Origin of the sequence: Mesorhizobium sp. M0938 (genome assembly GCF_040319125.1) — a bacterium.
In the GTDB taxonomy this organism is placed as follows: Bacteria; Pseudomonadota; Alphaproteobacteria; order Rhizobiales; family Rhizobiaceae; genus Mesorhizobium; species Mesorhizobium robiniae.
In genome coordinates this window covers 1-20,997 of sequence record NZ_JAMYNS010000032.1, presented here as the reverse complement: position 1 = coordinate 20,997, position 20,997 = coordinate 1, and the positions used below count along the sequence as shown (strand labels likewise).

The window sequence follows — 20,997 nt, the reverse complement described above, 5'->3', positions numbered from 1 at the left end:
ATAGCAGGAAACTTGGCCTCCATGAGGTCGAACTCGAGTGATATTCGCAGGCCTGCACCAACGGGGGAGCTCGAAGCGAAAAAGCGAAGGACCACACGGCAGGGTCATGTCGGCGCTTGAACCTGTCTGGTGGCCACGGGCTGCCTTGGTGCGGTCAATTCGCTGGGGATGAAAAGACCAGGACGAGCACGGCCTCACATTGGCCGCACGCAACGGTGATCAAGGTGCAGCTGTTCTGGGTCGGCGCCCCAGGGTTGCTCGGCAACAGGTTTAGACAAGGGGATTCAAGATTGAAGGTGTGCCGTTGAAACATGTTCTTGTCATTGACGATGATGCCGCAATGCGGCGCCTCATCGCCGAGTATCTCACGATGCATGCCCTGAAGGTAACCGCAGTCCACGATAGCAAGCAGTTTGACTATGTTCTTTCACGTGAGCCAGTCGATCTCGTGGTTATTGACCTTAACCTAGGCCGGGAGGATGGACTTGCGATCGTCCGCAATCTGGCGACAAAATCGGATGTTCCTATCATAGTGATCAGCGGCGACCGGCTTGATGAGGCGGAAAAAGTGGTTGCACTGGAGCTCGGCGCAACCGATTTCATACCCAAGCCTTTCGGGATGCGCGAATTCTTGGCCCGCATTCGAGTAGCGCTACGCCAGCGCATTTCTAGTCCGCGAACCAGAGAGCAGCGCTCATTTCGCTTTGGGGCCTGGAAGCTCAGCGTGAAGCAGCGGCGACTGATCTGTGCGGAGCGTGGCGAGGTCAAGCTTACCGCATGTGAGTTCAATCTCTTGATCGCATTTCTGGAGAACCCCCGCAACGTGCTATCGAGAGAACGGCTTTTGCTCGCGAGCCGTGTGCGTGGAGAAGAGGTGTACGATCGAAGTATCGATGTCCTAATCATGCGCTTGCGCCGAAAGCTGGAGGCTGATGCGGCCAACCCTCGCCTGGTCAAAACATCCCGTGGCGCAGGGTACTTCTTCAACGCTGACGTAGATGTTAGCTACGGAGGCACGTTGGCCGCGTGACAGTGAGCTATGCTGGAGATTGGGGTGACGAGGCTGATCAAGCCTTCCAACAGTACCAGCCTGATCAATTACGGCGAGAGCTACCGGTCCGGAGATCGCATCAGCGCCTCTCTGCATAGGCACGCTGCCGTCTGAATTGCCGATTTCGCTCAGCTGCTGCTGAACGGCGACGGCTTGCGGCGTATTCAGGGCCCTCTGCGTCTCCGCTGGCCATAACAGCGCTGTGGAATGTTCATTGTTGGGACGACTCACTCGGGTGGCAGGTGGTTGCCCTGGTCAAGCGCATCCGGCGAGGGGCGGATCTGCTGTTCGCTGGCAGCCAAGACTGGGGCGGCGGCCCGAACTCCGGCGTCCGAGAGCTTGCGAAAGCCTCCGACACGCTTCTGTTGAGGTCATCCCGTCCAGCGGGCATCCCTGGGTTGCTGAAAAAAGACGAGGCGGCTTGATGATCCTGCCCTCGCTGAAGCACCTCGCGAAACCCTGTTCCAGTCGCAGAAGCTCCTCTGGATTGGTTGGCGGCTCGTCAGCTCGACCATCGAACAGCGGCCGGAGCGCCTCGGACACGTGCTGCTCAAAGCCCACTCGCCGGGCTTGGCCCGCTTGCCCCTCTTCCAAGCCGGCGTCCTGCACCTGCGACAAAGCTGTTACACGGGATGGATTTTTTCGCGGGTCCACACTAGCCTCACATCAAACTGTATCGTCAAAGTCCTGCGCCAATTCACACAGCGGGTCATCGAGTTGAGATTCTCCGGAGAGCGCCTCCTCTGCTCCCGTCAAGGGCGCCGGCTCCGGGAGGGCGCCTGTCTGGCTTTCAAAGATGCGTTTCAGAATGCGATCCGAGAAATAACGCACCTTCCTCAATTTTAATGGTGGCAGACCTTTGATAAGAACAATCTCGTAGTCGTCATCGAGCAGCCGAACCTGTTCGGGACGCAATAGCGGTGCACCTTGATGCGAATTCTGAATGTTCCAGTCGAACGTTCGCGCCTGGCTGTGGGAAATCGATTTGGCTTCAAACGTGTATTCACCGATGGCCTTGGAAATGTAGTTCGGAGTCTCGTCATCAGCCGTGGCCATGAACACTTGCAGTCCGGTATTGCTGAGAAAATTCTGCTTGCCAGCCTCTCCATAAGCCCCCGTCAGTGCCGAAAGGCTTTGGATGATGAGCATGAAACGCCCCTTGTAGCCCGCGATAGTCGTGATTGCGGTCTCGATCGCCTCCAGCTTACCCAAGTGCTTGAACTCATCGAGCAGGAAGAGAACCTCGTGCTTTTCATCCCGACGGGCCAGCGACCGCTGCAGAATTGAAACGATTTGCTGAAAAAACAAACGTATCAAAGGCGCGATCACCTCAAGGTCGTTCGGACCAACGCAAAGATAGATGCACGTTCTGCGACGGCGAAGATCATAGACCGAAAAGTCCGAGCGACTTGTGGCCGCCTTTACAGCGGGATCCGCCCACAGGTTGAGCCCGCCATCGCCGAGCACGGAAGTGTAGGAGGTTAGGATTTTCGTATCGTTCCCCGCCATGTCGTCGAAGATGCGTTGTGCCTCTTTGTTCTGGGTCTCCATGGCGAGTCGCGCGAAGAGCTTAAACTTCTCCCCCGGCTGGGCGAAGAGGTCATAGACGGCGCCGATTGTTGGCGTGCCCCGCTCGATGCAGGCAAGGATTCCCGCGACAAAGATATCTCGCGCGCCGCTGACGAAACCTTCCGCGCCCTCCCCCTTGGCCGTAATCAGGTTTGCGGCCAAGCGGCGGGCTTCGGTGAATTGCTGCTGTGGAGGCAACGCTATAAGATCCAACAGCGGATTGTAGCAGTTTGTGCGCCGCTCCGAATCCAGCGGCGCGAATTTAAACACGTCGTCACCTGCGGCTTTGCGCGCCCTCGAGGTGAGCTCAAAGAGCTCCCCCTTGACGTCCAGAGCTATCACCGAGCCTTTGAATGTAAGTAGCGTTGGAATGACTATGCCGACGCCCTTGCCAGCGCGGGTCGGTGCAACGATGAGGCTGTGAGGCTGCTCGCCATTGGTCAGGTAGTAGCCAGGCCAGAAAGGGCCACTTGTCTTCCCAAACACCGGCCCTGTCACGCCGCGGTATCGTCGCAGATATCCCGTGCGTCGCATTTCATCCACGCGAGCCCAACGAGCCGTCCCGTGGTGTTCGAGCTTGCGGCGCAATACGATCTGCTGAATCAGCAAGACGACCGCGGACGTCGAGAGCACGATAGCCGCGCCCCGATAGAAAACGGGGGTTGCGAAACCCAAATAGAAGGGCGTCTCAAACCAAAAGGCACGGACATCAAACGCCATCAGAGCCTCGCCGCTACCGCCGTGGCGGAAGGTTGCGTAAAGACTTGCCGCACAGAAGCCCACGGCGAGTGAGCACGCGATGCTAATGGCCAAGTTGGGGGGCGTCGTTTTTGTTGAAAGCATTGTTCCATTGCCGGATTAGCCGTAGCTAATGCTGCGCGTGCTTCAGAGACCGAACCGGCGTCGCGCGATGTCGCCGCTCGACAGATCGATGCCGCAGCGGGTGGTGCGATGCTTGCAGCGCATCACCCGGCAGACGTGGTTTTTGAAAGTTACACTAAGCAGGCACCTCAACGGCCAGCGAATTGGAAACGGCAAGGCCGTAAACGGAATTCGGGAGAGAAAGCGTCACTGTACCATGGCCGAGACCTCAACGGCCGGAGCGATCTCTGCTTCTGGTGGCCTCCATTAGGTCCTCTCGGGCGTGATTGTAGGTGTGGCTTATGGACTGCCCGACTTGAGCACCCCGCTGCAGCTGTTCATAGGAGGTTTGCGGGCTTACTGTATCACGGACTGCAGCCTCAATACCTGCTATGTGGCCGTCCAGATTCGCACTCCGTTCCTCTGCTGCATGCTGCGGCGGCGGCATGTGCGGCAAGATGTGTTGCATGCCGGGAACTGAGTGAGCTTGGGCCTGTTGATTTGCGTCGAACTGGTGATACGCGTTGAGAATAGCATTGGATGCTGTCAACTTGACATTGACATCCGGATCAGAAGCCAATCCAATGGCCTGATCAAGAATGCGAGATTTATTTTCGTCATTAAACTTACTGAAGTGTGGCGCAACGTAAAGAGCTCCGAGAGCTTGCGACGACGGCTCCATGTTGCCAATGCGATTAACAATAGCATCTTGCATCCCTGGCGTTAGGTAATGGCATACATTACTGACCGCTCTGACTTGCTGCAACGCTACGTCATCCGGGGTGTACCCCAATCCGGCTGTTAATTTCTCGGCCAGATCGATGGCTGATCGTCCAAGCTGATTGGCCCGCCTTTCAAATCTCGCGAGGTCAGTTTCTGGCCCGGCTTGAGTGCCCCGAACGGCTGTTCGCTCGTGCGTCCCGAGGCCTTTGAAGCCCCCAAGATTTCGCGCTGTATCGCGCGGGTTAGCGGTTACCAGCCGTTCTGCAACATCGCTCAATGGCCCCTCTGGAACGTCACGGAGGCTACTGCTCCCCACGCCTTGAGATGATCTTGCAGCTGCGCGTGCCCGTTTGCTATCGCGATCCATTGCTCGCCTCCAAAGTAGTTATTCTACCCAATGAGGGTACCACCGAAGCTTGACCTGCTAAACCGATATGATGTTACAGTTGTAGTATGGCAAAGGGTTCCCAGCTCTGTGGGTCTGCCAAGAGCCCGTCTAAGACGAAGAAAATACGATGAAGTTGGCATCAAATGCGATGTGAACCGCCCCGGGCTTTTCGGAGGCCGTTTCGTTTGAGTCACGCGGCTATGGCTGGTTCATCCAACATGGCGTAGTAGCGTTCCTCGGCTTCGGCCGGCGGGATGTTGCCGATGGGCTCCAGCAGCCGGCGATTGTTGAAGCAGTCGACCCATTCGAGCGTGGCGAACTCGACGGCCTCGAATGAGCGCCAGGGTCCGCGTCGATGGATCACCTCGGCCTTGTAAAGACCGTTCATCGTTTCGGCGAGAGCATTATCGAAAGAGTCGCACCGACACTGCCCACCGAGGGTTCGACGCCGGCCTCCGCCAAGCGCTCGGTGTATCGAATGCTGACTATTGGGCGGATTCAACCGGTCGTCGCAACACCAAGGGATTGGAGGTTGCAATGACGGTTCACCAACGCGCTTCAGATCGGTGCACTCGAAAGAAGCTAGATTCGCCCGGGCGTCCGCCTGCCTGACAGCGTGAGAATCGCTTCCGGTTCTGGCAAGCTATTGCCTTGGGACGTTCGAACGAGGAGGCCGCACTGGCTGCCGGTATATCAACGCCTCTTGGTCCGCGCTGGTTTCGGAGTGCAGGAGGGATGCCGCCAATGCATTTGGCGCGTGGGCGAAGCCGCCTTCGGGGCGATATCCTTCTTTCGGGAGCGCGAGGATATTGCGCTTGAGCTTGCCGGGGAATCGGCATCCGGGCCATTGCGCTAAGCTAGGTCGGCCGCCGAGCACAATCTCGCGGGAGGTCAGGCGCAATGCCGCGACGCGCAGCGGCAATCTGGATTACCGGGCCAGTGCCGCCCGATGGCACGCCGATCGTGCGTCCCGGCGGCCTCCTGGCAAGCTGGCGGTCAATCCGGCTCTGCGTGAATGGCCAGCAAAGTCACCAACCCGCATGGCGCCTCATTCGAGGGCCCCAAGGTGGGTATGGAAAATGCGGAGGGCTGTTCACCGGCAGAGCCGGAGGTGGTCGGCAGCCCTGGAGCCCCGAGCAGATCGCTAAATCGGTCTTCAGATCGATTATCCAGAGGATCAAACCATGCGGATCAGCCACGAGACGATCTATCAGTCCTTGTACATTCAAGGACGCGGAGCATTGCGCCGAGAACTGACCGCATGTCTGCGTTCAGGCCGAGCGTTGCGCGTACCGCGCGAACGGGCCCGAGTGCGCAACAAGTCCTTCATTGGAGACGCCGTTATCATAAGCGACCGTCCGGCCGAAATTGCCGATCGGGCTGTCCCCGGACATTGGGAAGGCGACCTCATCCTTTCGGAAGCTCGGCGATCGGCACGTTCGTGGAACGAAGTTCACGCTTCACAATGCTGCTTCACCTGCCGCGCATGCATGGCTATCAGCAGCGCCTGCGCATCAAGAACGGTCCACCACTTGCCGGCCACGGCGCTGAAGCAGTCCGCAGAGCCATAGCCCGATCCATGGATAAACTTCCCGAGCAACTGCGTCAGTCGCTGACTTGGGACCAGGGAGCGGAAATGGCGCAGCACGCCGACCTGCGCATCGACACCGGGCTCGAGATTTACTTCTGCGATCCCCAAGCCCGTGGCAGCGAGGCTCCAACGAACACCAACGGCTTGCTGAGACAGTACTTTCCAAAGGGCACGGATCTCAGTCGGCACACAGCCCGGGAACTGGACGCAGTCGCCCATGCTATCAACACAAGACCGCGCAAAACGCTCGGCTGTAAAACACCTGCCGAAGTCCTCGACCAGCTCCTTGGGGGACAGTATGATGCCGGTGTTGCGACGACCGGTTGAATCCGCCTTGGCTGCCTCTATCGCTGTGATGGATGAGCCTGCCCCCCCTGCGCGGGCCGCCGATCATGGAGAGCCTGTTCCAGAGCGTCCAGAACGAAGCTGGCATGCGCCGTCCGGCTCACCCGCCAGCCGACGATCCTTCGCGCATAGGTGTCGATGACAAAGGCGACATAGACGGAGCCCGTCCAGGTCGCGACGTAGGTGAAGTCGGAGACCCACAGCATATGATCGAGAGGGCAAGGTGCGGCCTTGTCGCTCACCGTGGTGCGGATCGGCTTGCCGCGGATGATGCCCTCAATATAGCGGTTGGCCTCCATCCAGTTTTCGTTGGTTTCGACGGCCAGCGCCCTGACCAGGCGCAGGCAGCTTTCGGCGTTCGGGAAGATGCGCACGACAAAGGTGCGCCGGCGGATTTCCTCGTTGAGCCGTTCAAGCATGTTGGTGGACTTGAGGTGCGGTGCGGCCGTAGTAACCCGAGCGATACCCAAGGCGCTCAGGCGTGCGTTCGCCCTTCGAAGCACCCAGCGCCTCCTCCATCTCGGCCTCGAGAACCTCCTGCATTACCGCACGGATCACTTCGTGCAGCCCCTCCGGGTTCGAAAGCAGAATGTCTTGAGGGCAGCGCTGGTCGATTTACCTTCTGTCTTGGTCATGGTGGCGTTCCTTCCAGGGAATCGGTGACGTTGAACATCACCAGCCTGCCATGACCGCCCTCTCTCAGCGAATTTGCAGAACTCTCAGCACACTACCATCAGCCCTCAGAGCCTTTGGTAATAGACCGATCCCTCGCACCTGTTTGGGCTGGGTGTACAAGTCAGGTTTTCATCAGGTTCGACGAGCATGTCTGGCAGTAGAGCGCGACCACTTCCGTGCCCGCCCACTCGTCTGGCAGACACACACAGTAGAAAGATATGCCGTCAGCTACAAGCAGCGCCATCGTTTCCTGCCGCAGATCATCGCTGATCCGGTCTGGCCCTCCATCAGGTTCCCCTTGAGCCTGTGTCTCGTCGAGGAAATGGCCCGGGAGCGGGATCGTGGTTTCGTATGAGACAATCCGCCGGTGCGGCAACAAATGCGGTCCGCATACGGAGCCATTACGTTGCGGCACTTGATATTGCAGTGCAGCAAAGGTAGAGGGCCGCCCCTTATCGGAGTGTCGTCCATGGTCCTTACCAATACTGGTAGCGAGGCAGAACCCGTCGAACAGTCGAGCCATCCGGCAATCGAACAGCAAAGCCCCAAGGTGCTGATGCTAGGCGCGCTCGGCGTTGTCTATGGCGACATTGGCACCAGCCCGATCTACGCGTTCCGTGAGGCGCTGGTGGCGTCGTCGGGCGGCAATGTCGCCGAGCGCGGCGATATCCTCGGCGTGCTGTCGCTGATCATCTGGTCGCTGACTATTATCGTCACCATCAAGTACATCATGTTCGTGCTGCGCGCCGATAACGGCGGCGAGGGCGGCGTGCTGTCGCTAATGGCGCTAGCGCGCGGCAGTTTCCCCAAGCGGTCGGCGGTGATCCTGGGCATCGGCATCGTCGGCGCCTCGCTGTTTTTCGGCGACGCGGTCATCACGCCCGCGATTTCGGTGCTTTCGGCCGTCGAAGGCATGAACGTCGTCACGCCTGCTTTCCAGCCTTATGTGGTGCCGCTGACCCTGGTCATCCTCGCCATGGTGTTCGCGGTGCAGCGCTTTGGCACGGGTGGGGTGGGATTAGTCTTCGGTCCCGTGACGGCGGTGTGGTTCCTGGCGATCGGCCTTTCCGGTCTCAACCAGATCATCGCCGACCCGGAAATCCTGTGGGCGATCAGCCCGCATTACATTGTCGCCTTCCTGATCAATTCGCCCGACGTCGCTTTCGTCACCATCGGCGCCATCTTCCTTGCCGTCACCGGCGCAGAAGCGCTCTATGCCGATCTCGGCCATTTCGGATGCAAGCCCATCGTGGTCGCCTGGCTGTGGATCGTGTTTCCCTGCCTGCTGCTGAACTATGCCGGGCAGGGTGCCTTCGTGCTGGCCAAGAACGGCGTCGTCGGCCATCCTTTCTTTGAGATGAACGAAGGCTGGACGCTGATCCCGATGGTGGTGCTGGCAACCGCCGCGACGGTTATCGCCAGCCAGGCGGTGATCTCCGGCGCCTTCTCGCTGACCCGGCAGGCGGTGCAGCTCAATATGCTGCCGCGTCTCGAAATTCTGCACACGTCGGAACGGCAGTCGGGCCAGATCTACATGCCGCGCGTCAATGTTTTGCTGGCGTTGGCGGTGATGTTGCTGGTCGTCGGTTTCGGCGAATCGAGCAAGCTGGCCTCCGCCTATGGCATCTCGGTGACCGGCAACATGCTGGTGACGACGGTGCTGCTGTTCGTCGTCATGACGCGCATTTGGAAATGGCGCCTGTGGGTGGCGGTGGCGATGACGGCGGTGTTCGCGTTCATCGACATCGGCTTCTTTGCCTCCAACATCGTCAAGGTGTTCGAGGGTGGCTGGGCGTCGCTTGCGGTGGCCTTCACCATCGTTCTGGCGATGTGGACCTGGATACGCGGCAGCCGCTATCTGTTCGACAAGACCCGCCGCAACGAAATCCCGCTCGATTTCCTCGCCGGCAATCTGTTGAAGAAGAAGCCGCAGCTGGTGTCCGGCACCGCCGTGTTCCTGACCAGCGATCCGCAAAGCGCGCCGACAGCGCTGATGCACAGCCTGAAGCACTACAAGGTGCTGCACGAGCAGAACGTCATTCTGTCGGTGGTCACCGCACCGCAGCCGCTGGTGCCCGACAGCGAACGGGTCAAGATGGAGACAGTCAACGAGTTGTTCATGCGGGTGACGCTGACCTTCGGCTATATGGAGCAGCCCAACATTCCGGGCGCGCTGGCGACCTGCCGCAAGCAAGGCTGGAAGTTTGACATCATGACGACATCCTTCTTCCTGTCGAGGCGCTCGCTCAAAGCCTCGCCCAATTCGGGCATGCCGGTGTGGCAGGACAAGCTGTTCATCGGGCTCGCCCGCTCGGCGGCCGATGCGACGGAGTATTTCCAGATCCCGACCGGACGTGTGGTCGAGATCGGCACGCAGGTGGCGATTTAGGGCATGCCGCGGTTGAGAAGAATCGGTGCTGTCAGATTGATTGAGCGGTAAGGAAAATCAGGTAGCAGCGCGCCCGGCACTGTTAGTTTCATCGGCTTGATGCAGCGATAGCTGGCCGGGACGGCTGTGACGCTGTAGCGACACAATGCATGGCGGCGTTACGCAGGTCTCGATGTTGAGCCGATGACAGCGCATTGCAGGGAAAGTGGAGCAGGTCGGCAATCGGATCATGGATGGAAACGAACCGCTGAAGCTGGCGTGCCGACTTGAAGCGTTTCATAATCCTTTCGCGTCGTCGGGTGGGCTGGTGCGAATTTTCCGCTCGATTATTCAGGCCTGTGTGCGACCGGTGTTCGACGCCGGGCATGAGGTCGCGCATGGCGGCATCATAGGATCGGAGCTTGTCGGTGATCATGATCCGTGGTTTCTGCCCTTGAGCCTTCAACCTGTGCATCAGACGCTTTGCCGCCTTGGCATTTCGGCGGCTTTGTACCAGCACTTCGAGGACGAAGCCGTCCTGATCGACGGCACGCCAGAGCCACTGCTTCTTGCCACTGATAGCCACACATTCGTCGAGATGCCATTTGTCGCCCATGCAGCCGGCTGACCGTCGCTTGATCTCTCGGGCGAAATTCCGTCCGAATTTCTCCGCGCAGCTTCGAACGGTCTGATGCGTGACGATGATGCCGCGGGCCGCCAGCATGCCCTCAACCATGCGCAGGCTGAGCGGAAAGCGAAAGTAGAGCCATACCGCGTGCGCAATGATCTCGGGGGAAAGCCGTGGCGACCATAGAGCGGACCACGAGCAACTTCTGACATGGCCCAATGTACGCACATCTTCATAAGCTGTCGGTTGACTTTACGGTGCCGCGCCAAGCGAGCAGCATCCGGCCGGCGGGGCCGACCCCGTCTCCCGGCCGTGAGCAGAACGGCATCGCGCAGGCGCTTCATCCTCGACGCGGCCAGCCTGCTTTGCCGTTACCGCCGCCGAAAGCGCCAGGCTTGCCGCCAGGCGCCGATCCGCCGGCAGCGGTTCGTCTCCACCGATGATCCGATTGCCAACCAGTTCCACTTTCTCCCAATACCTGCGTAACGCCGCTATGCAAATCTGGAACAAAATCGCGTATGTCGCCGCAGCATGACAGCCGTCCCGGCCAGCTATCGCTGCATTAACCGCTGATATCTTTACACTGCCCGCACGCCTCTCGCGCGCCAACGGCCAGTCGGTGTCGCGAATTGAGGCGCGCTGAAGCCGTCCGGCTCAGCCGATCATGGCGCTTCGGTTGCCGGGTTCGAGGTCGTGGCCTCTGCCGCTGCGCGATTCTAGCATTTGCGCCTTGGAGAGCTCTGCTTCAGCCTCGGCGAGGCATGGCTCGGCTGCGGTTCTCTGCCGCAGAAGGTCCGATTGCGAATTCTTGACGTTGTCACGACGTAGGCGAGCGGCCTTGGCGAACGTCGGATAAGCGAAATGATTGACATCGGAGATGCCGGCCTTCGTTTCCTCGGCGTTTATCTGGAAGTCCAGTTCTCGCGCCATGCGTTCGAAATCGGCAATCATTATGTCTAGCTGGTGCAACTGTCGCCGCTTCTCATTCACCTGAAATTGCTTCAGTCGGACCAGACTACCTCGGGGCTTCATGACTCGGTACTCCGGTACACATTTCGTCCAATTCAAACCGCTCTCTCCCCTTAACGTTAGGCCTACAGCGACTCTCACGTTTTCTGCTGCGAGCGGAAACATATTTTCCAAAATCCTTGCCCGATGGCTATGAGTTCAATGGCATCGACAAGCATGCGAGCGGGGGACTTAAGGGGCGGTAAAAAAAAGGCGGAATAGGGCGATTTTCACAATGTCTGCATATGAACGCGTTGGGACCTGCGGCGGCTTGACACACAAAGCAATCGTCAAGATTTGCGACATGGACGCCGGGGGGCATGAATACGCCCGCCGTCAGCTACACGCCCCCCGATTTCCGCCGCCTATTATCGCCCACGCGGTCTGGCTTTATTTCCGGTTTCCGCTGAGCCTGCGCCTGGTTGAGGAAATGCTGCTGGAACGCGGCATCGTGGTTTCGTATGAGACAAGTCGCCGTTGGGGCATCAAGTTCGGGCCGGACTGCGCTCGCTGCTTGCGCCGCAAGCCGCCGTGCCGGAATGATGTCTGGTACCTGAACGAAGTGGTCGTCACCATCGCCCGGCAAAAAGCTTTGGTTGTGGCGCGCCGTCGACCAGGATGCGTGGCCAACCATGCCTCCTTTGGACACATGGCCTGCGCGAGGCAGAGCGCGACCGACAGCGCCGATGGCTTCTCAAGGGTGAGGCAGAAGCCGAGAATGCAGCGCGTGGCCAGGTCGCTAACGATCGTAAGATATGCGCGGCCGATGAAGGTTCCACCACCGTCGACGACCTCAACGAAGTTGATGTCGGTGGGTGTGTGATCGATCTGGCAGACATCCAGCGGGTGCGTGGCATGGATGTAACCCGGCCGCGCCTTGAGCCGTTGAAGGATGCTTCGGGTTCGCTGATCTTTTCCTCGCGATCTACTCGGGGCTGAACAGCGAGGGTATGCGACGCGCGACGGTGAGATAGGATGGAGTGGCCAGGCCGGCCTCCTCGCAGCGAGCCCGGACCTCGGCCACGACGGGAGCGAGCGGCGGAGCCTCCAGCACGAGCCACTGCGTCTTCACGATGATCTCCTCGATATCCTGGTCAAGGCGCTTTTTCCGAGTCCCCTCCCCGTCGCGCAGCAGCGACGTCACGGTCCGGTCGATGCGGTAGCGCGCCAGCAGATTGTAGATCTGGCGGGCGCAGCTCCGCGGCGGCCCGCTCGATCGGCGCCTGACGGGGCCCCGCACCATCGAGGATCTTATCCAGCTCGCGGGCTACACGACGTGCCGCGGACCATGCTTCATCGGAGAGAGATGGGGAAGGAGTTGCTTTTCGGTTGTGTAATCGGTTCGGCAAATGACCAATGAAATCGTTAGCGGAAAATCGGGGCTGTCGTAGCGCTAAAACCTAAACAACACCTCTTTTCCCTGTTTGAAATCGGGAAGTAAAAGCGACACCGGTAAACCAGCGAGCCATCTCCAATATGTGAATTGTGGATTGCTCCTCGACGGGAGCTGAGGGGCGGCTCCGCAAGCCTTACGACGCTCTTTGCGAGCCGTAGCTGCCGAGCTGGCAAAAGGCCGGGCTACGTCGCGCCAGCGCAATCGGCGCGCAGAAAATTAGGCCTACCCGCTTCGGGACCGCGGACCTCGTCAGCTTCTCGTAAGTATGCCCGAGTAGGTTGCTCAGCTGATCTGTGGACGTGAGGCTAGCGTGAACCGGCACAAATTTGACCCATCCAATGTAACAGCTTGGCGGCAGGTGCAGCCCCCGGCATCTCAAGAGCAAGCGGCACAGGCCGGGCAAGCGGGCTTTGAGCAGCGCTTGGGCGAGGCGCGCCGAGCCGCTGCCCAAATTCCGGCCCCCGGCGTTCCGGCTCTGCCAGACCCGTTCCATCCTCATCCGTCTCAGGGAGACCTGAGCCTCATCGAAGCCGCGGCCCCATGGGAAGCGCAGCCCATGATGCAAGGGAGCGGACAAGAACACGCCGCGGCGCCGTACGCCGGAGGCAGTGGGTCGATGCTAGGTGCCTCGGTGCTGCAGCCGGGTCACTCAACGGCGCGCCATCATCATGCACCGGATTCGTCAGTGGTTGATCTGAATCCCGCACCGGTCGAGTTGCGTGACCATGCTCGTTCTGTGCCGGCGGCGGTGCAGCCAGATCCTTCAATAGTGGTCTCCGGTCACGACAAGCGTCCTCTTTATTCCAACGATGCGACTGTTGTCGAAGGGCTGAGGTCAGCACTCTATGCCGGTAAGGTCGGGGAGCGCTCGGTCAAGCGCCATGTAAATTCTCTTCTCGGCTTCGGTCGTTGGCTCTTTGATAATAACAGGCCGGGATTTGCTGCTCGGCTTGACGCGCTGGATCAGGATCTCAAGGAGTACGAGAGCAGGGTCGGCCCCTCGGAGTACGAGAGCAGGCGTGGCCCCTCGGACGTGGCTAGAGCAGTGGGTCGTCTCAAGACGTGGGCGGGCGGAGCGCCAGTGCTGGGCCGCGCTGTCCTGACTCCCGACCCTGCCGACGCCGCGCTCATCAGAAAATACACAGCGGCTCTCATCAAAGAGTACAAGGCAGCGTCTGCGACCGAGCCGAATCCCGCTACCATTCAGACCTATGGATCTGCTCTTAGACGTTTTAGTCAATACCTGGTTGAAAACAACAAGCCGGGGATTGCGGCTCGGCTTCACGAGGGGTCGCTGGATGAAGATGCCAAGCGCTATATGAACTCCGGTGGGATCAGTGCACTAGCTCATCTCCGGAAGTCCGAACTCAGGCGCGAAATTGCCCTTGCTGCTCGTCCGGAAGACGCAGTCGGCATGGAGGCTCGTGCCATTGGGGACGCCGCTGCGCAGCATAGCGGGCCGCACAAGGCATTGGGTCGGCCAGAGAAGCTCCCTGGGAAAGCTAATGAAGACGGGCGGGTGCTCGGCGCATTGCAATTGCTAGGCGACCAACATATCCAGAGGGATTACCAGCTCCTGGAGCAGGAGTTGCAGGGGAACAATCCAGAACTCGCCGCCCGGACGCGGTTCGTGGATCCCCTCGTAGCCCATTCTCATCTGCGCTTCGGCTCCGAGAGCGACAGGCTAAGCGCATTCCAGCGCATCGTCCATAATCAGAACGGTAACGACACAGCCGACTTCCTGTTCGTGCCAGTGAGCGATGCCGGTACGACTCGTGAGGAGCGCGGCACCCATTGGTCGCTGCTATTCGTTGATCGCCGCGACCGGGCACGGCCGGTTGCCCATCATTATGACTCCGCCGGGGAATACAATAAAGAGCTTGCAAAAGAGTTCGCAAAAAGGCTGGGCGCCCGCCTGGACTCACCCCGCATGGCCCAGCAGAGCAACAGGTGGGATTGCGGAGTCTACGTGGTGGACGGCACGCGTGCGCTGGTTGGGCGATTGCAAAGATGGCAGCCAGATGACCTGAACCTCAACAACCTCGTCGTCAATCGACAGGCACTACAAGCCCGACTCATGGGTGACGATACATCTGGAACGGCAAATTATCTCACGAACTTTGAACTCATGGACCGACACGCCCGAGACGCGGTTAAGGAAAGCCCCGTTGGGACGGGGGACGCCGCTGCGCAGCGCAGCGGGCCGCAGGAGACATTCAGTTGGCCGGAGAATCTCCCCCTTGGGGAAGCTAATGAAGACGACGCTGTTGTGGCATCGTCTTTCGTGCCTGGGCACCATCACCAAGCCTCGGATCCCGCAGGGTCCTTTCGTCCCCTGAGCTGGCGCGACGGCGACCAGCGCGCGCTGGACGAGCGGATCGCTGCACAGGACAGGAGCAACCAGCTACCAAGCGAGGAGGTCCTCATCAACCGTGAGCATGATACAGCGGAGTTGAGACCAGCGAAGAGGCAAAGGACCCTGAACAGTCGTCTGCAGGACGTTGCCACTGAGCCGCAGCTGAGCGAGACCGGCAATTCAGGCGCTCGCGTGCTGATGCAGGCCCCCACCCATCAAGTGGGTGCATTGCCATGGGAGGCGCAGCCCATGATGCAAGGGAGCGGACAAGAACACGCCGCGGCGCCGTACGCCGGAGGCAGTGGCGAGCACCTGGCACCGCATACCGGAGGCAGTGGGTCGATGCTGGGTGCCTCGGTGCTGCAGCCGGGTCACTCAACGGCGCGCCATCATCATGCGCCGGATTCGTCAGTGGTTGATCTGAATCCCCCCGCACCGTTCGAGTTGCGTGACCATGCTCGTTCTGTGCCGGCGGCGCCTGCCGGGCCAGCGTTCGCCAGGGCTGAGGAGACGCCCTCCGCGGTTGGCGAGGCCGCGGTGGCCGAAAGGTGGGCTCGGTTGCAAAAGCAAATGGACGAACCAGTGCATGATCCCGGCCCTCAAGTGGATACATCGCCATGGGAGGCGCAACTCATGGTGCAAGGGAGCGGACAAGAACACGCCGCGGCGCCCTACGCCGGAGGCAGTGGGTCGATGCTGGGTGCCTCGGTGCTGCAGCCGGGTCACTCAACGGCGCGCCATCATGATGCGCCGGATTCGTCAGTGGTTGATCTGAATCCCCCCGCACCGTCCGAGTTGCGTGACCATGCTCGTTCTGTGCCGCCGGCGGTGCAGCCAGATCCTCCAATAGGGGTCTCCGGTCGCGACAAGGGTCCTCTCTATTCCAACGATGCGACCATTGTCGAAGGGCTGAGGTCAGCATTGGAGAGCACGGTCAAGCGCCATGTAAATTCTCTTCTCGGCTTTGGTCGTTGGCTCTTTGATAATAACAGGCCGGGATTTGCGGATCGGCTTCACGAGGGGTCGCTGGATGAAGATGCCAAGCGCTATGTGAACTCCGGTGGTAACCGGAGGATCAGTGCACTAGCTCATCTCCGGAAGTTCGCACCCGGGCGCGAAATTGCCCTTGCTGCTCGTCCGGAAGACGCAGTCGGCATGGAGGCTCGTGCCATTGGGGACGCCGCTGCGCAGCGCAGCGGGCCGCAGGAGGCATTGGGTCGGCCAGAGAAGCCCCCTGGGAAAGCTAAAGACGGGCGGGTGCTCGGCGCATTGGAATGGCTAGGCGACGAACATATCCACAGGGATTACCAGCTCCTGGAGCAGGAGTTGCAGGGGAACAATCCAGAACTCGCCGCCCGGACGCGGTTCGTGGATCCCCTCGTAGCCAATTATCATCTGCGCTTGGGCTCCGAGAGCGACAAGCTAAGCGCATTCCAGCGCATCGTCCATAATCAGAACGGTAACGACACAGCCGACTTCCTGTTCGTGCCAGTGAGCGATGGCGGTAAGACTCTTGCGGAGCGCGGCAAACATTGGTCGCTGCTGTTCGTTGATCGCAGCGACCGGGAACGGCCGGTTGCCTATCATTATGACTCCGTCAGCGGATGCAATGACACGCTTGCAAAAGAGCTCGCAGAAAATCTGGGCGCCAGCCTGGAGACCCGCGTGGGCGTACCCCGCATCGCCCAGCAGAGCAACGGGGTGGATTGCGGAATCTACGTGGTGGACGGCACGCGGGCGCTGGTTGGGCGATTGCAATCGCAGCCAGATGACCTGAACCTCAACAACCTCGTCGTCAATCGGCAGGCACTACAAACCCGCCTCAGGGGTGACGATACATTCGGAACGGCAAATAATCTCACAAACTTTGAACTCATGGACCGACAGGCCCGAGACGCGGTTAAGGAAAGCCCCGTTGGGACGTTTCACCAGCAGATCAAGCGGCTCGGCCAGTCAGCGCCAGACGTTGCTCCCGGGGACCCATTTAAATTTCAAAGTCTTGAGAGCAAGGGGGACGCCGCTGCGCAGCACAGCGGGCCGCAGGAGGAATACAGTTGGCCAGAGTATCTCCCCCCTGGGAAAGCTAATGAAGACGACGCTGTTCTGGCATCGTCTTTCGTGCCAACTGGGCCCCATCACCAAGCCTCGGATCCCGCAGGGTCCTTTCGTCCCCTGAGCTGGCGCGACGGCGACCAGCGCGCGCCGGACGAGCGGATCGCTGCACAGGACAGGAGCAACCAGCTACCAAGCGAGGAGGTCCTCATCAACCGTGAGCATGATACAGCGGAGTTGAGACCAGCGAAGAGGCAAAGGACCCCGAACAGTCGTCTGCAGGACGTTGCCACTGAGCCGCAGCTGAGCGAGATCGGCAATTCAGGCGCTCGCGTGCTGATGCAGGCCCCCACCCATCAAGTGGGTGCATTGCCATGGGAAGCGCAGCCCATGATGCAAGGGAGCGGACAAGAACACGCCGCGGCGCCGTACGCCGGAGGCAGTGGGTCGATGCTGGGTGCCTCGGTGCTGCAGCCGGGTCACTCAACGGCGCGCCATCATCATGCGCCGGATTCGTCAGTGGTTGATCTGAATCCCCCCGCACCATCCGAGTTGCGTGACCATGCTCGTTCTGTGCCGGCGGCGGTGCAGCCAGATCCTCCAATAGTGGTCTCCGGTCGCGACAAGCGTCCTCTTTATTCCAACGATGCGACCGTTGTCGAAGGGCTGCGGTCAGCACTCTATGCCGGTAAGGTCGGGGAGTACACGGTCAAGCGCCATGTAAATTCTCTTTACGGCTTTGGTCGTTGGCTCTTTAAAAATAACAAGCCGGGATTTGCTGCTCGGCTTCACGAGGAGTCGCTGGATGAAGATCTCAAGGAGTACGAGAGCAGTGGTGGCTCCTCGACTGTGGCTGTGGCACTGCGTCGTCTCAGAGAGTCGGCGGGCGGAGTGCCAATGGTGGGCCGCGCTGTCCTGAATCCCGACCCTGCCGACGCCGTGCTCATCAAAGAGTACAAAGCGGCTCTCATCAAAGAGTACAAGGGAGCGCCTGCGACCGGGCCGAATCGCCAAACCATTCAGGTCTATGGATCTACTCTTTTACGTTTCAGTGGATACCTGCATGAAAACAACAGGCCGGGGATTGCGGCTCGGCTTTACGAGGGGTCGCTGGATGAAGATGCCAGGCGCTATTTGGACTCCAGTGGTAACCGGTGGATCAGTGCACTAGCTCATCTCCGGAAGTTCCCGCCGTACGCCGCACTCGGGCGCGAAATTGCCCTTGCTGCTCGTCCGGAAGACGCAGTCGGCATGGAGGCTCGTGCCATTGGGGACGCCGCTGCGCAGCACAGCGGGCCAAGCGAAGAGGTGCCACTGATGCCACCGGAACTCGCTCCGCCCAGCTTGCGGGCGGGGAATTCCGCCTCGCCAGAGCTCTTTCCACGAGCGCTCGAGCAAGCCATGCCAGCGCCTGCGAGGGCTGAGGGGACGTCCCCCGCGGTAGATGGTACGCATCCGGTGAAGACCGCAGACGTGCGTATCTGGTGGCCATGAGGACCTGAGCACCGGAGTGCTGGGGTCAAGCTTTCGATGGGGAGACGCGTTGATATTCTTCGAGGAAGAGTTTTTCGATGCCTTCATCGGTGAAGCCAAGATCCCGTCGTCATCGTTGGCACCGTACACCCAGATGACGCCGTCCTCTGGCTCGAGACCGAGGGTAAGGTCCTGGATGAGCGCTTCGCTGACGCCGAGGTCCCTGGCGACACGTTCGCCGGTGTAGACGTGATGCACCTTATTGCGCTGCATGATCAGGCCGCCGCTGGTTGGGTCCGCAGTTTTGCGGATATCCAATTCCACGGCAGCAAATCATCGATCCGATGGGCCGGATAGCCCTGCGCTCCAAGACTTCGGTTCGCGCGTCGTAGACGGCGAGATACTCGTAAAACCGGCGGAGCACGCCATGACGAGTGACGCGGCTGTTCGCGGCGCCGCTGGACGACAGCGCGAAACCAGCGCCAATGTTCGAGTGGCGGGCCCATCGAACTGAGCGCGCTCGATGTAACACTCGGCTTCTCGCGGAGGAATCGGGCAAAGGCGGTCATGCCACGCCTCCTGGAAAGGGGAGTGCGACCTCGGCAAGTTGCGAGGTCGCGACCTTTAGACTAGGTACAGCGCCGTTGTGTTGATGCTGCGGTGTCCCAGGAGATCGGCGACCTCGTTGATCGGCCTTCGCTGCTTGACGAGCTGGGTGGGTGGGCGCGGCCACCGGCGCCAGCTATGGCGAGAAGAACCCGCTGCGGCTCGCCCAGCGCAATGGCTACCGCGACCGGGACTGGGAGACGCGGGCCGGCACGGTCGAGCTGCGCATCCCGAAGCTCAGGAAGGGAAGCTACTTCCCAGGTTTCCTCGAACCGCGCCGCATGGCCGAGAAGGCGCTAACCGCCGTCATCCAGGAAGCTTATGTGCAAGGCATCTCGACCCGGTCGGTTGACGACCTGGTCAAGGCCATGGGTATGAGTGGCATATCCAAGAGCCAGGTCTCGCGGCTGTGCGAGGAGATCGACGGGAAGGTGAAGGCCTTCCTCGAGCGGCCGATGAGGGCGATTGGCCATACCTGTGGATCGACGCCACTTACCTGAAGGTCCGCCGCGGTGGGCGGATCGTCTCGGTCGCCGTTATCATCGCCGTCGGCGCCAACGCGGACGGCCGGCGCGAGGTACTGGGCATGGAGATTGGCACCTCGGAGGCCGAGCCGATCTGGACAGAGTTCCTGCGCAAGCTGACACGTCGCGGCCTGCGCGGCGTCAAGCTCGTCGTCTCCGATGCTCACGAAGGCCTCAAGGCGGCCGTCACCAAGGTGCTGTGCGCGACATGGCAGAGGTGCCGCGTCCACTTCATGAGGAACGTGCTGGCCCATGCCGGCAAGAGCGGCCGCAGGGTCGTCTCAGCCTTCATCGCCACCGCTTTCGCCCAGGAAACGCCCGAGGCCGCGTCCGTACAATGGCGCGCCGTCGCCGACCAGATCCGGCCGAAGGTGCCGAAGCTGGCGAATCATGGACGACGCCGAGCCCGACGTGCTGGCCTACATGACCTTCCCCAAGGAACATCGCACCAAGCTCCACTCGACGAATCCGATCGAACGTCTCAACGGCGAGATCAAGCGGCGCACCGAGGTCGTCGGATCTTCCCGAACGACGATGCGATCGTGCGCCTCGTCGGCGCAATCCTGCTCGAACAGAACGATGAATGGGCAGTGCAGCGGGCCAGATATATGACTCTGGAAACGATCAACCAGATGAGCGATGATCCCCTGATCAGCCTGCCAGCCGTGGCGCGCTGATCAGCCCGGCCCATGCCGGAGAGCACGGCGACTAATGCCGCCAGCTACACCACGCCGCGGGACACGATCTTTGGCTGGCCCGAAAGGGGTCAGGGCGGCTCCGCCACGTAATCTCGCCCGACGCATAATGCAGAGCGTTTTTAGCTTGGCATCGCGCTGCAAGGCGGGTGGCGAGAGTGCGCTGGGGTGGATCGCGACGGTGAGCTAAAAACGTGTTGGACTAAGCCGCCGGCCGGGCGAGATGCTTTTCGCTCGAGCCGATCACCCAGTGACCCAGAGCGCCAAGGCTGACAGGAATGCCCGCGCACTCGAAGGCCTGCGCCAGGCGGTAGAGCGGTGTGCCATCGACGTATTTGTGAACGAGCGCGAAGGCCAGTGTCCAAGCCGTGGCGATGCTGCCCGGCAAGGGTTGCGCGGGCATCGGCGCGGTCACGACCGGCGTGTTGATGCCGGTACGGTCGCAATGACCGCAAGCATATTTGAACCGCACATTCTGCAGGACCTTCGCCTTCACCTCGATATGAAGTTGCTCGGTAACGGCCTCGCCCATGCGATGCATCTGGTGACGGCAGCAAGGACAAGCCTTCTGATCGTCGGGAAGGTCATACTCGACGCGCTCGAACAAGGTGTCCACCTATTTTGGTGGACACCTTGTATGGGGATTTCGTTGTCAAGGGGCCTTCACTGATTTCGCGGTAAAGCGGTC

The 20,997-nt window shown here is 60.3% G+C and carries 7 protein-coding genes and 10 pseudogenes; 7 read left to right on the top strand and 10 right to left on the bottom strand.

The window, feature by feature from the left end:
- Nucleotides 1-304: 304 nt before the first annotated feature.
- The gene (gene virG, locus NKH73_RS31285) at nucleotides 305-1,030 is read left to right on the top strand and encodes a two-component system response regulator VirG (protein ID WP_352939076.1); all 726 of its coding nucleotides are present in this window, start codon (nucleotides 305-307) and stop codon (nucleotides 1,028-1,030) included.
- A gap of 687 nt (nucleotides 1,031-1,717) precedes the next feature.
- On the opposite strand, the gene virD4 is transcribed toward virG, so the two are convergent.
- The 3 genes and pseudogenes from virD4 to NKH73_RS31270 all read right to left on the bottom strand — a co-directional run.
- Nucleotides 1,718-3,463, bottom strand: coding sequence for a type IV secretion system ATPase VirD4 (gene virD4 / locus NKH73_RS31280; protein WP_352939073.1), 1,746 nt, complete (start codon nucleotides 3,461-3,463; stop codon nucleotides 1,718-1,720).
- Between the two features lie 247 nt (nucleotides 3,464-3,710).
- Entirely contained in the window at nucleotides 3,711-4,481 is a 771-nt protein-coding gene (locus NKH73_RS31275; RefSeq protein ID WP_352594796.1) for a hypothetical protein, read from the bottom strand.
- Nucleotides 4,482-4,782: 301 nt separating this feature from the next.
- Nucleotides 4,783-5,078, bottom strand: a pseudogene (locus NKH73_RS31270) (integrase core domain-containing protein); the annotation flags it as partial.
- A 979-nt stretch (nucleotides 5,079-6,057) separates the two neighbouring features.
- On the opposite strand from NKH73_RS31270, the gene NKH73_RS32675 reads away from it, so the two are divergent.
- Entirely contained in the window at nucleotides 6,058-6,510 is a 453-nt protein-coding gene (locus NKH73_RS32675; RefSeq protein WP_502894154.1) for an IS30 family transposase, read from the top strand.
- Between the two features lie 7 nt (nucleotides 6,511-6,517).
- On the opposite strand, the pseudogene NKH73_RS31260 reads toward NKH73_RS32675, so the two are convergent.
- The 3 pseudogenes from NKH73_RS31260 to NKH73_RS31250 form a co-directional block, all read right to left on the bottom strand.
- Nucleotides 6,518-6,809: pseudogene (locus tag NKH73_RS31260) on the bottom strand (transposase); the annotation flags it as partial.
- Nucleotides 6,807-6,965, bottom strand: a pseudogene (locus NKH73_RS31255) (transposase); the annotation flags it as partial. The pseudogenes NKH73_RS31255 and NKH73_RS31260, both read right to left, overlap by 3 nt.
- Before the next feature lies 1 nt (nucleotide 6,966).
- Nucleotides 6,967-7,163, bottom strand: a pseudogene (locus tag NKH73_RS31250) (transposase); the annotation flags it as partial.
- Between the two features lie 290 nt (nucleotides 7,164-7,453).
- On the opposite strand from NKH73_RS31250, the pseudogene NKH73_RS31245 reads away from it, so the two are divergent.
- Together NKH73_RS31245 and NKH73_RS31240 are read left to right on the top strand one after the other, a co-directional pair.
- Nucleotides 7,454-7,589: pseudogene (locus tag NKH73_RS31245) on the top strand (IS6 family transposase); the annotation flags it as partial.
- An 83-nt stretch (nucleotides 7,590-7,672) separates the two neighbouring features.
- Nucleotides 7,673-9,592: a potassium transporter Kup gene (locus NKH73_RS31240; RefSeq protein WP_352939070.1), complete on the top strand. Its 1,920-nt coding sequence runs from the start codon at nucleotides 7,673-7,675 to the stop codon at nucleotides 9,590-9,592.
- Nucleotides 9,593-9,680: 88 nt separating this feature from the next.
- Here NKH73_RS31240 and NKH73_RS31235 read toward each other — a convergent pair.
- Nucleotides 9,681-10,411, bottom strand: a pseudogene (locus NKH73_RS31235) (IS6 family transposase).
- Between the two features lie 442 nt (nucleotides 10,412-10,853).
- Nucleotides 10,854-11,231 carry a flagellar export protein FliJ gene (locus NKH73_RS31230; protein WP_352939102.1) on the bottom strand — a complete coding sequence of 126 codons (378 nt, stop codon included), beginning with the start codon at nucleotides 11,229-11,231 and terminating at the stop codon, nucleotides 10,854-10,856.
- Nucleotides 11,232-11,527: 296 nt separating this feature from the next.
- Here NKH73_RS31230 and NKH73_RS31225 point away from each other — a divergent pair.
- Nucleotides 11,528-11,833 (top strand): annotated as a pseudogene (locus tag NKH73_RS31225) (IS6 family transposase); the annotation flags it as partial.
- Here NKH73_RS31225 and NKH73_RS31220 read toward each other — a convergent pair.
- Nucleotides 11,832-12,556, bottom strand: a pseudogene (locus tag NKH73_RS31220) (TnsB C-terminal domain-containing protein); the annotation flags it as partial. The pseudogenes NKH73_RS31225 and NKH73_RS31220 sit on opposite strands and share 2 nt — an antisense overlap.
- Nucleotides 12,557-12,913: 357 nt before the next feature.
- On the opposite strand from NKH73_RS31220, the gene NKH73_RS31215 reads away from it, so the two are divergent.
- Both NKH73_RS31215 and NKH73_RS31210 read left to right on the top strand, forming a co-directional pair.
- Nucleotides 12,914-18,505, top strand: coding sequence for a Ulp1 family isopeptidase (locus tag NKH73_RS31215; RefSeq protein WP_352939067.1), 5,592 nt, complete (start codon nucleotides 12,914-12,916; stop codon nucleotides 18,503-18,505).
- 698 nt (nucleotides 18,506-19,203) lie between these two features.
- Nucleotides 19,204-20,291: pseudogene (locus NKH73_RS31210) on the top strand (IS256 family transposase).
- Nucleotides 20,292-20,523: 232 nt separating this feature from the next.
- Here NKH73_RS31210 and NKH73_RS31205 read toward each other — a convergent pair.
- Nucleotides 20,524-20,910, bottom strand: a pseudogene (locus tag NKH73_RS31205) (IS66 family transposase zinc-finger binding domain-containing protein); the annotation flags it as partial.
- Nucleotides 20,911-20,997: the final 87 nt, after the last annotated feature.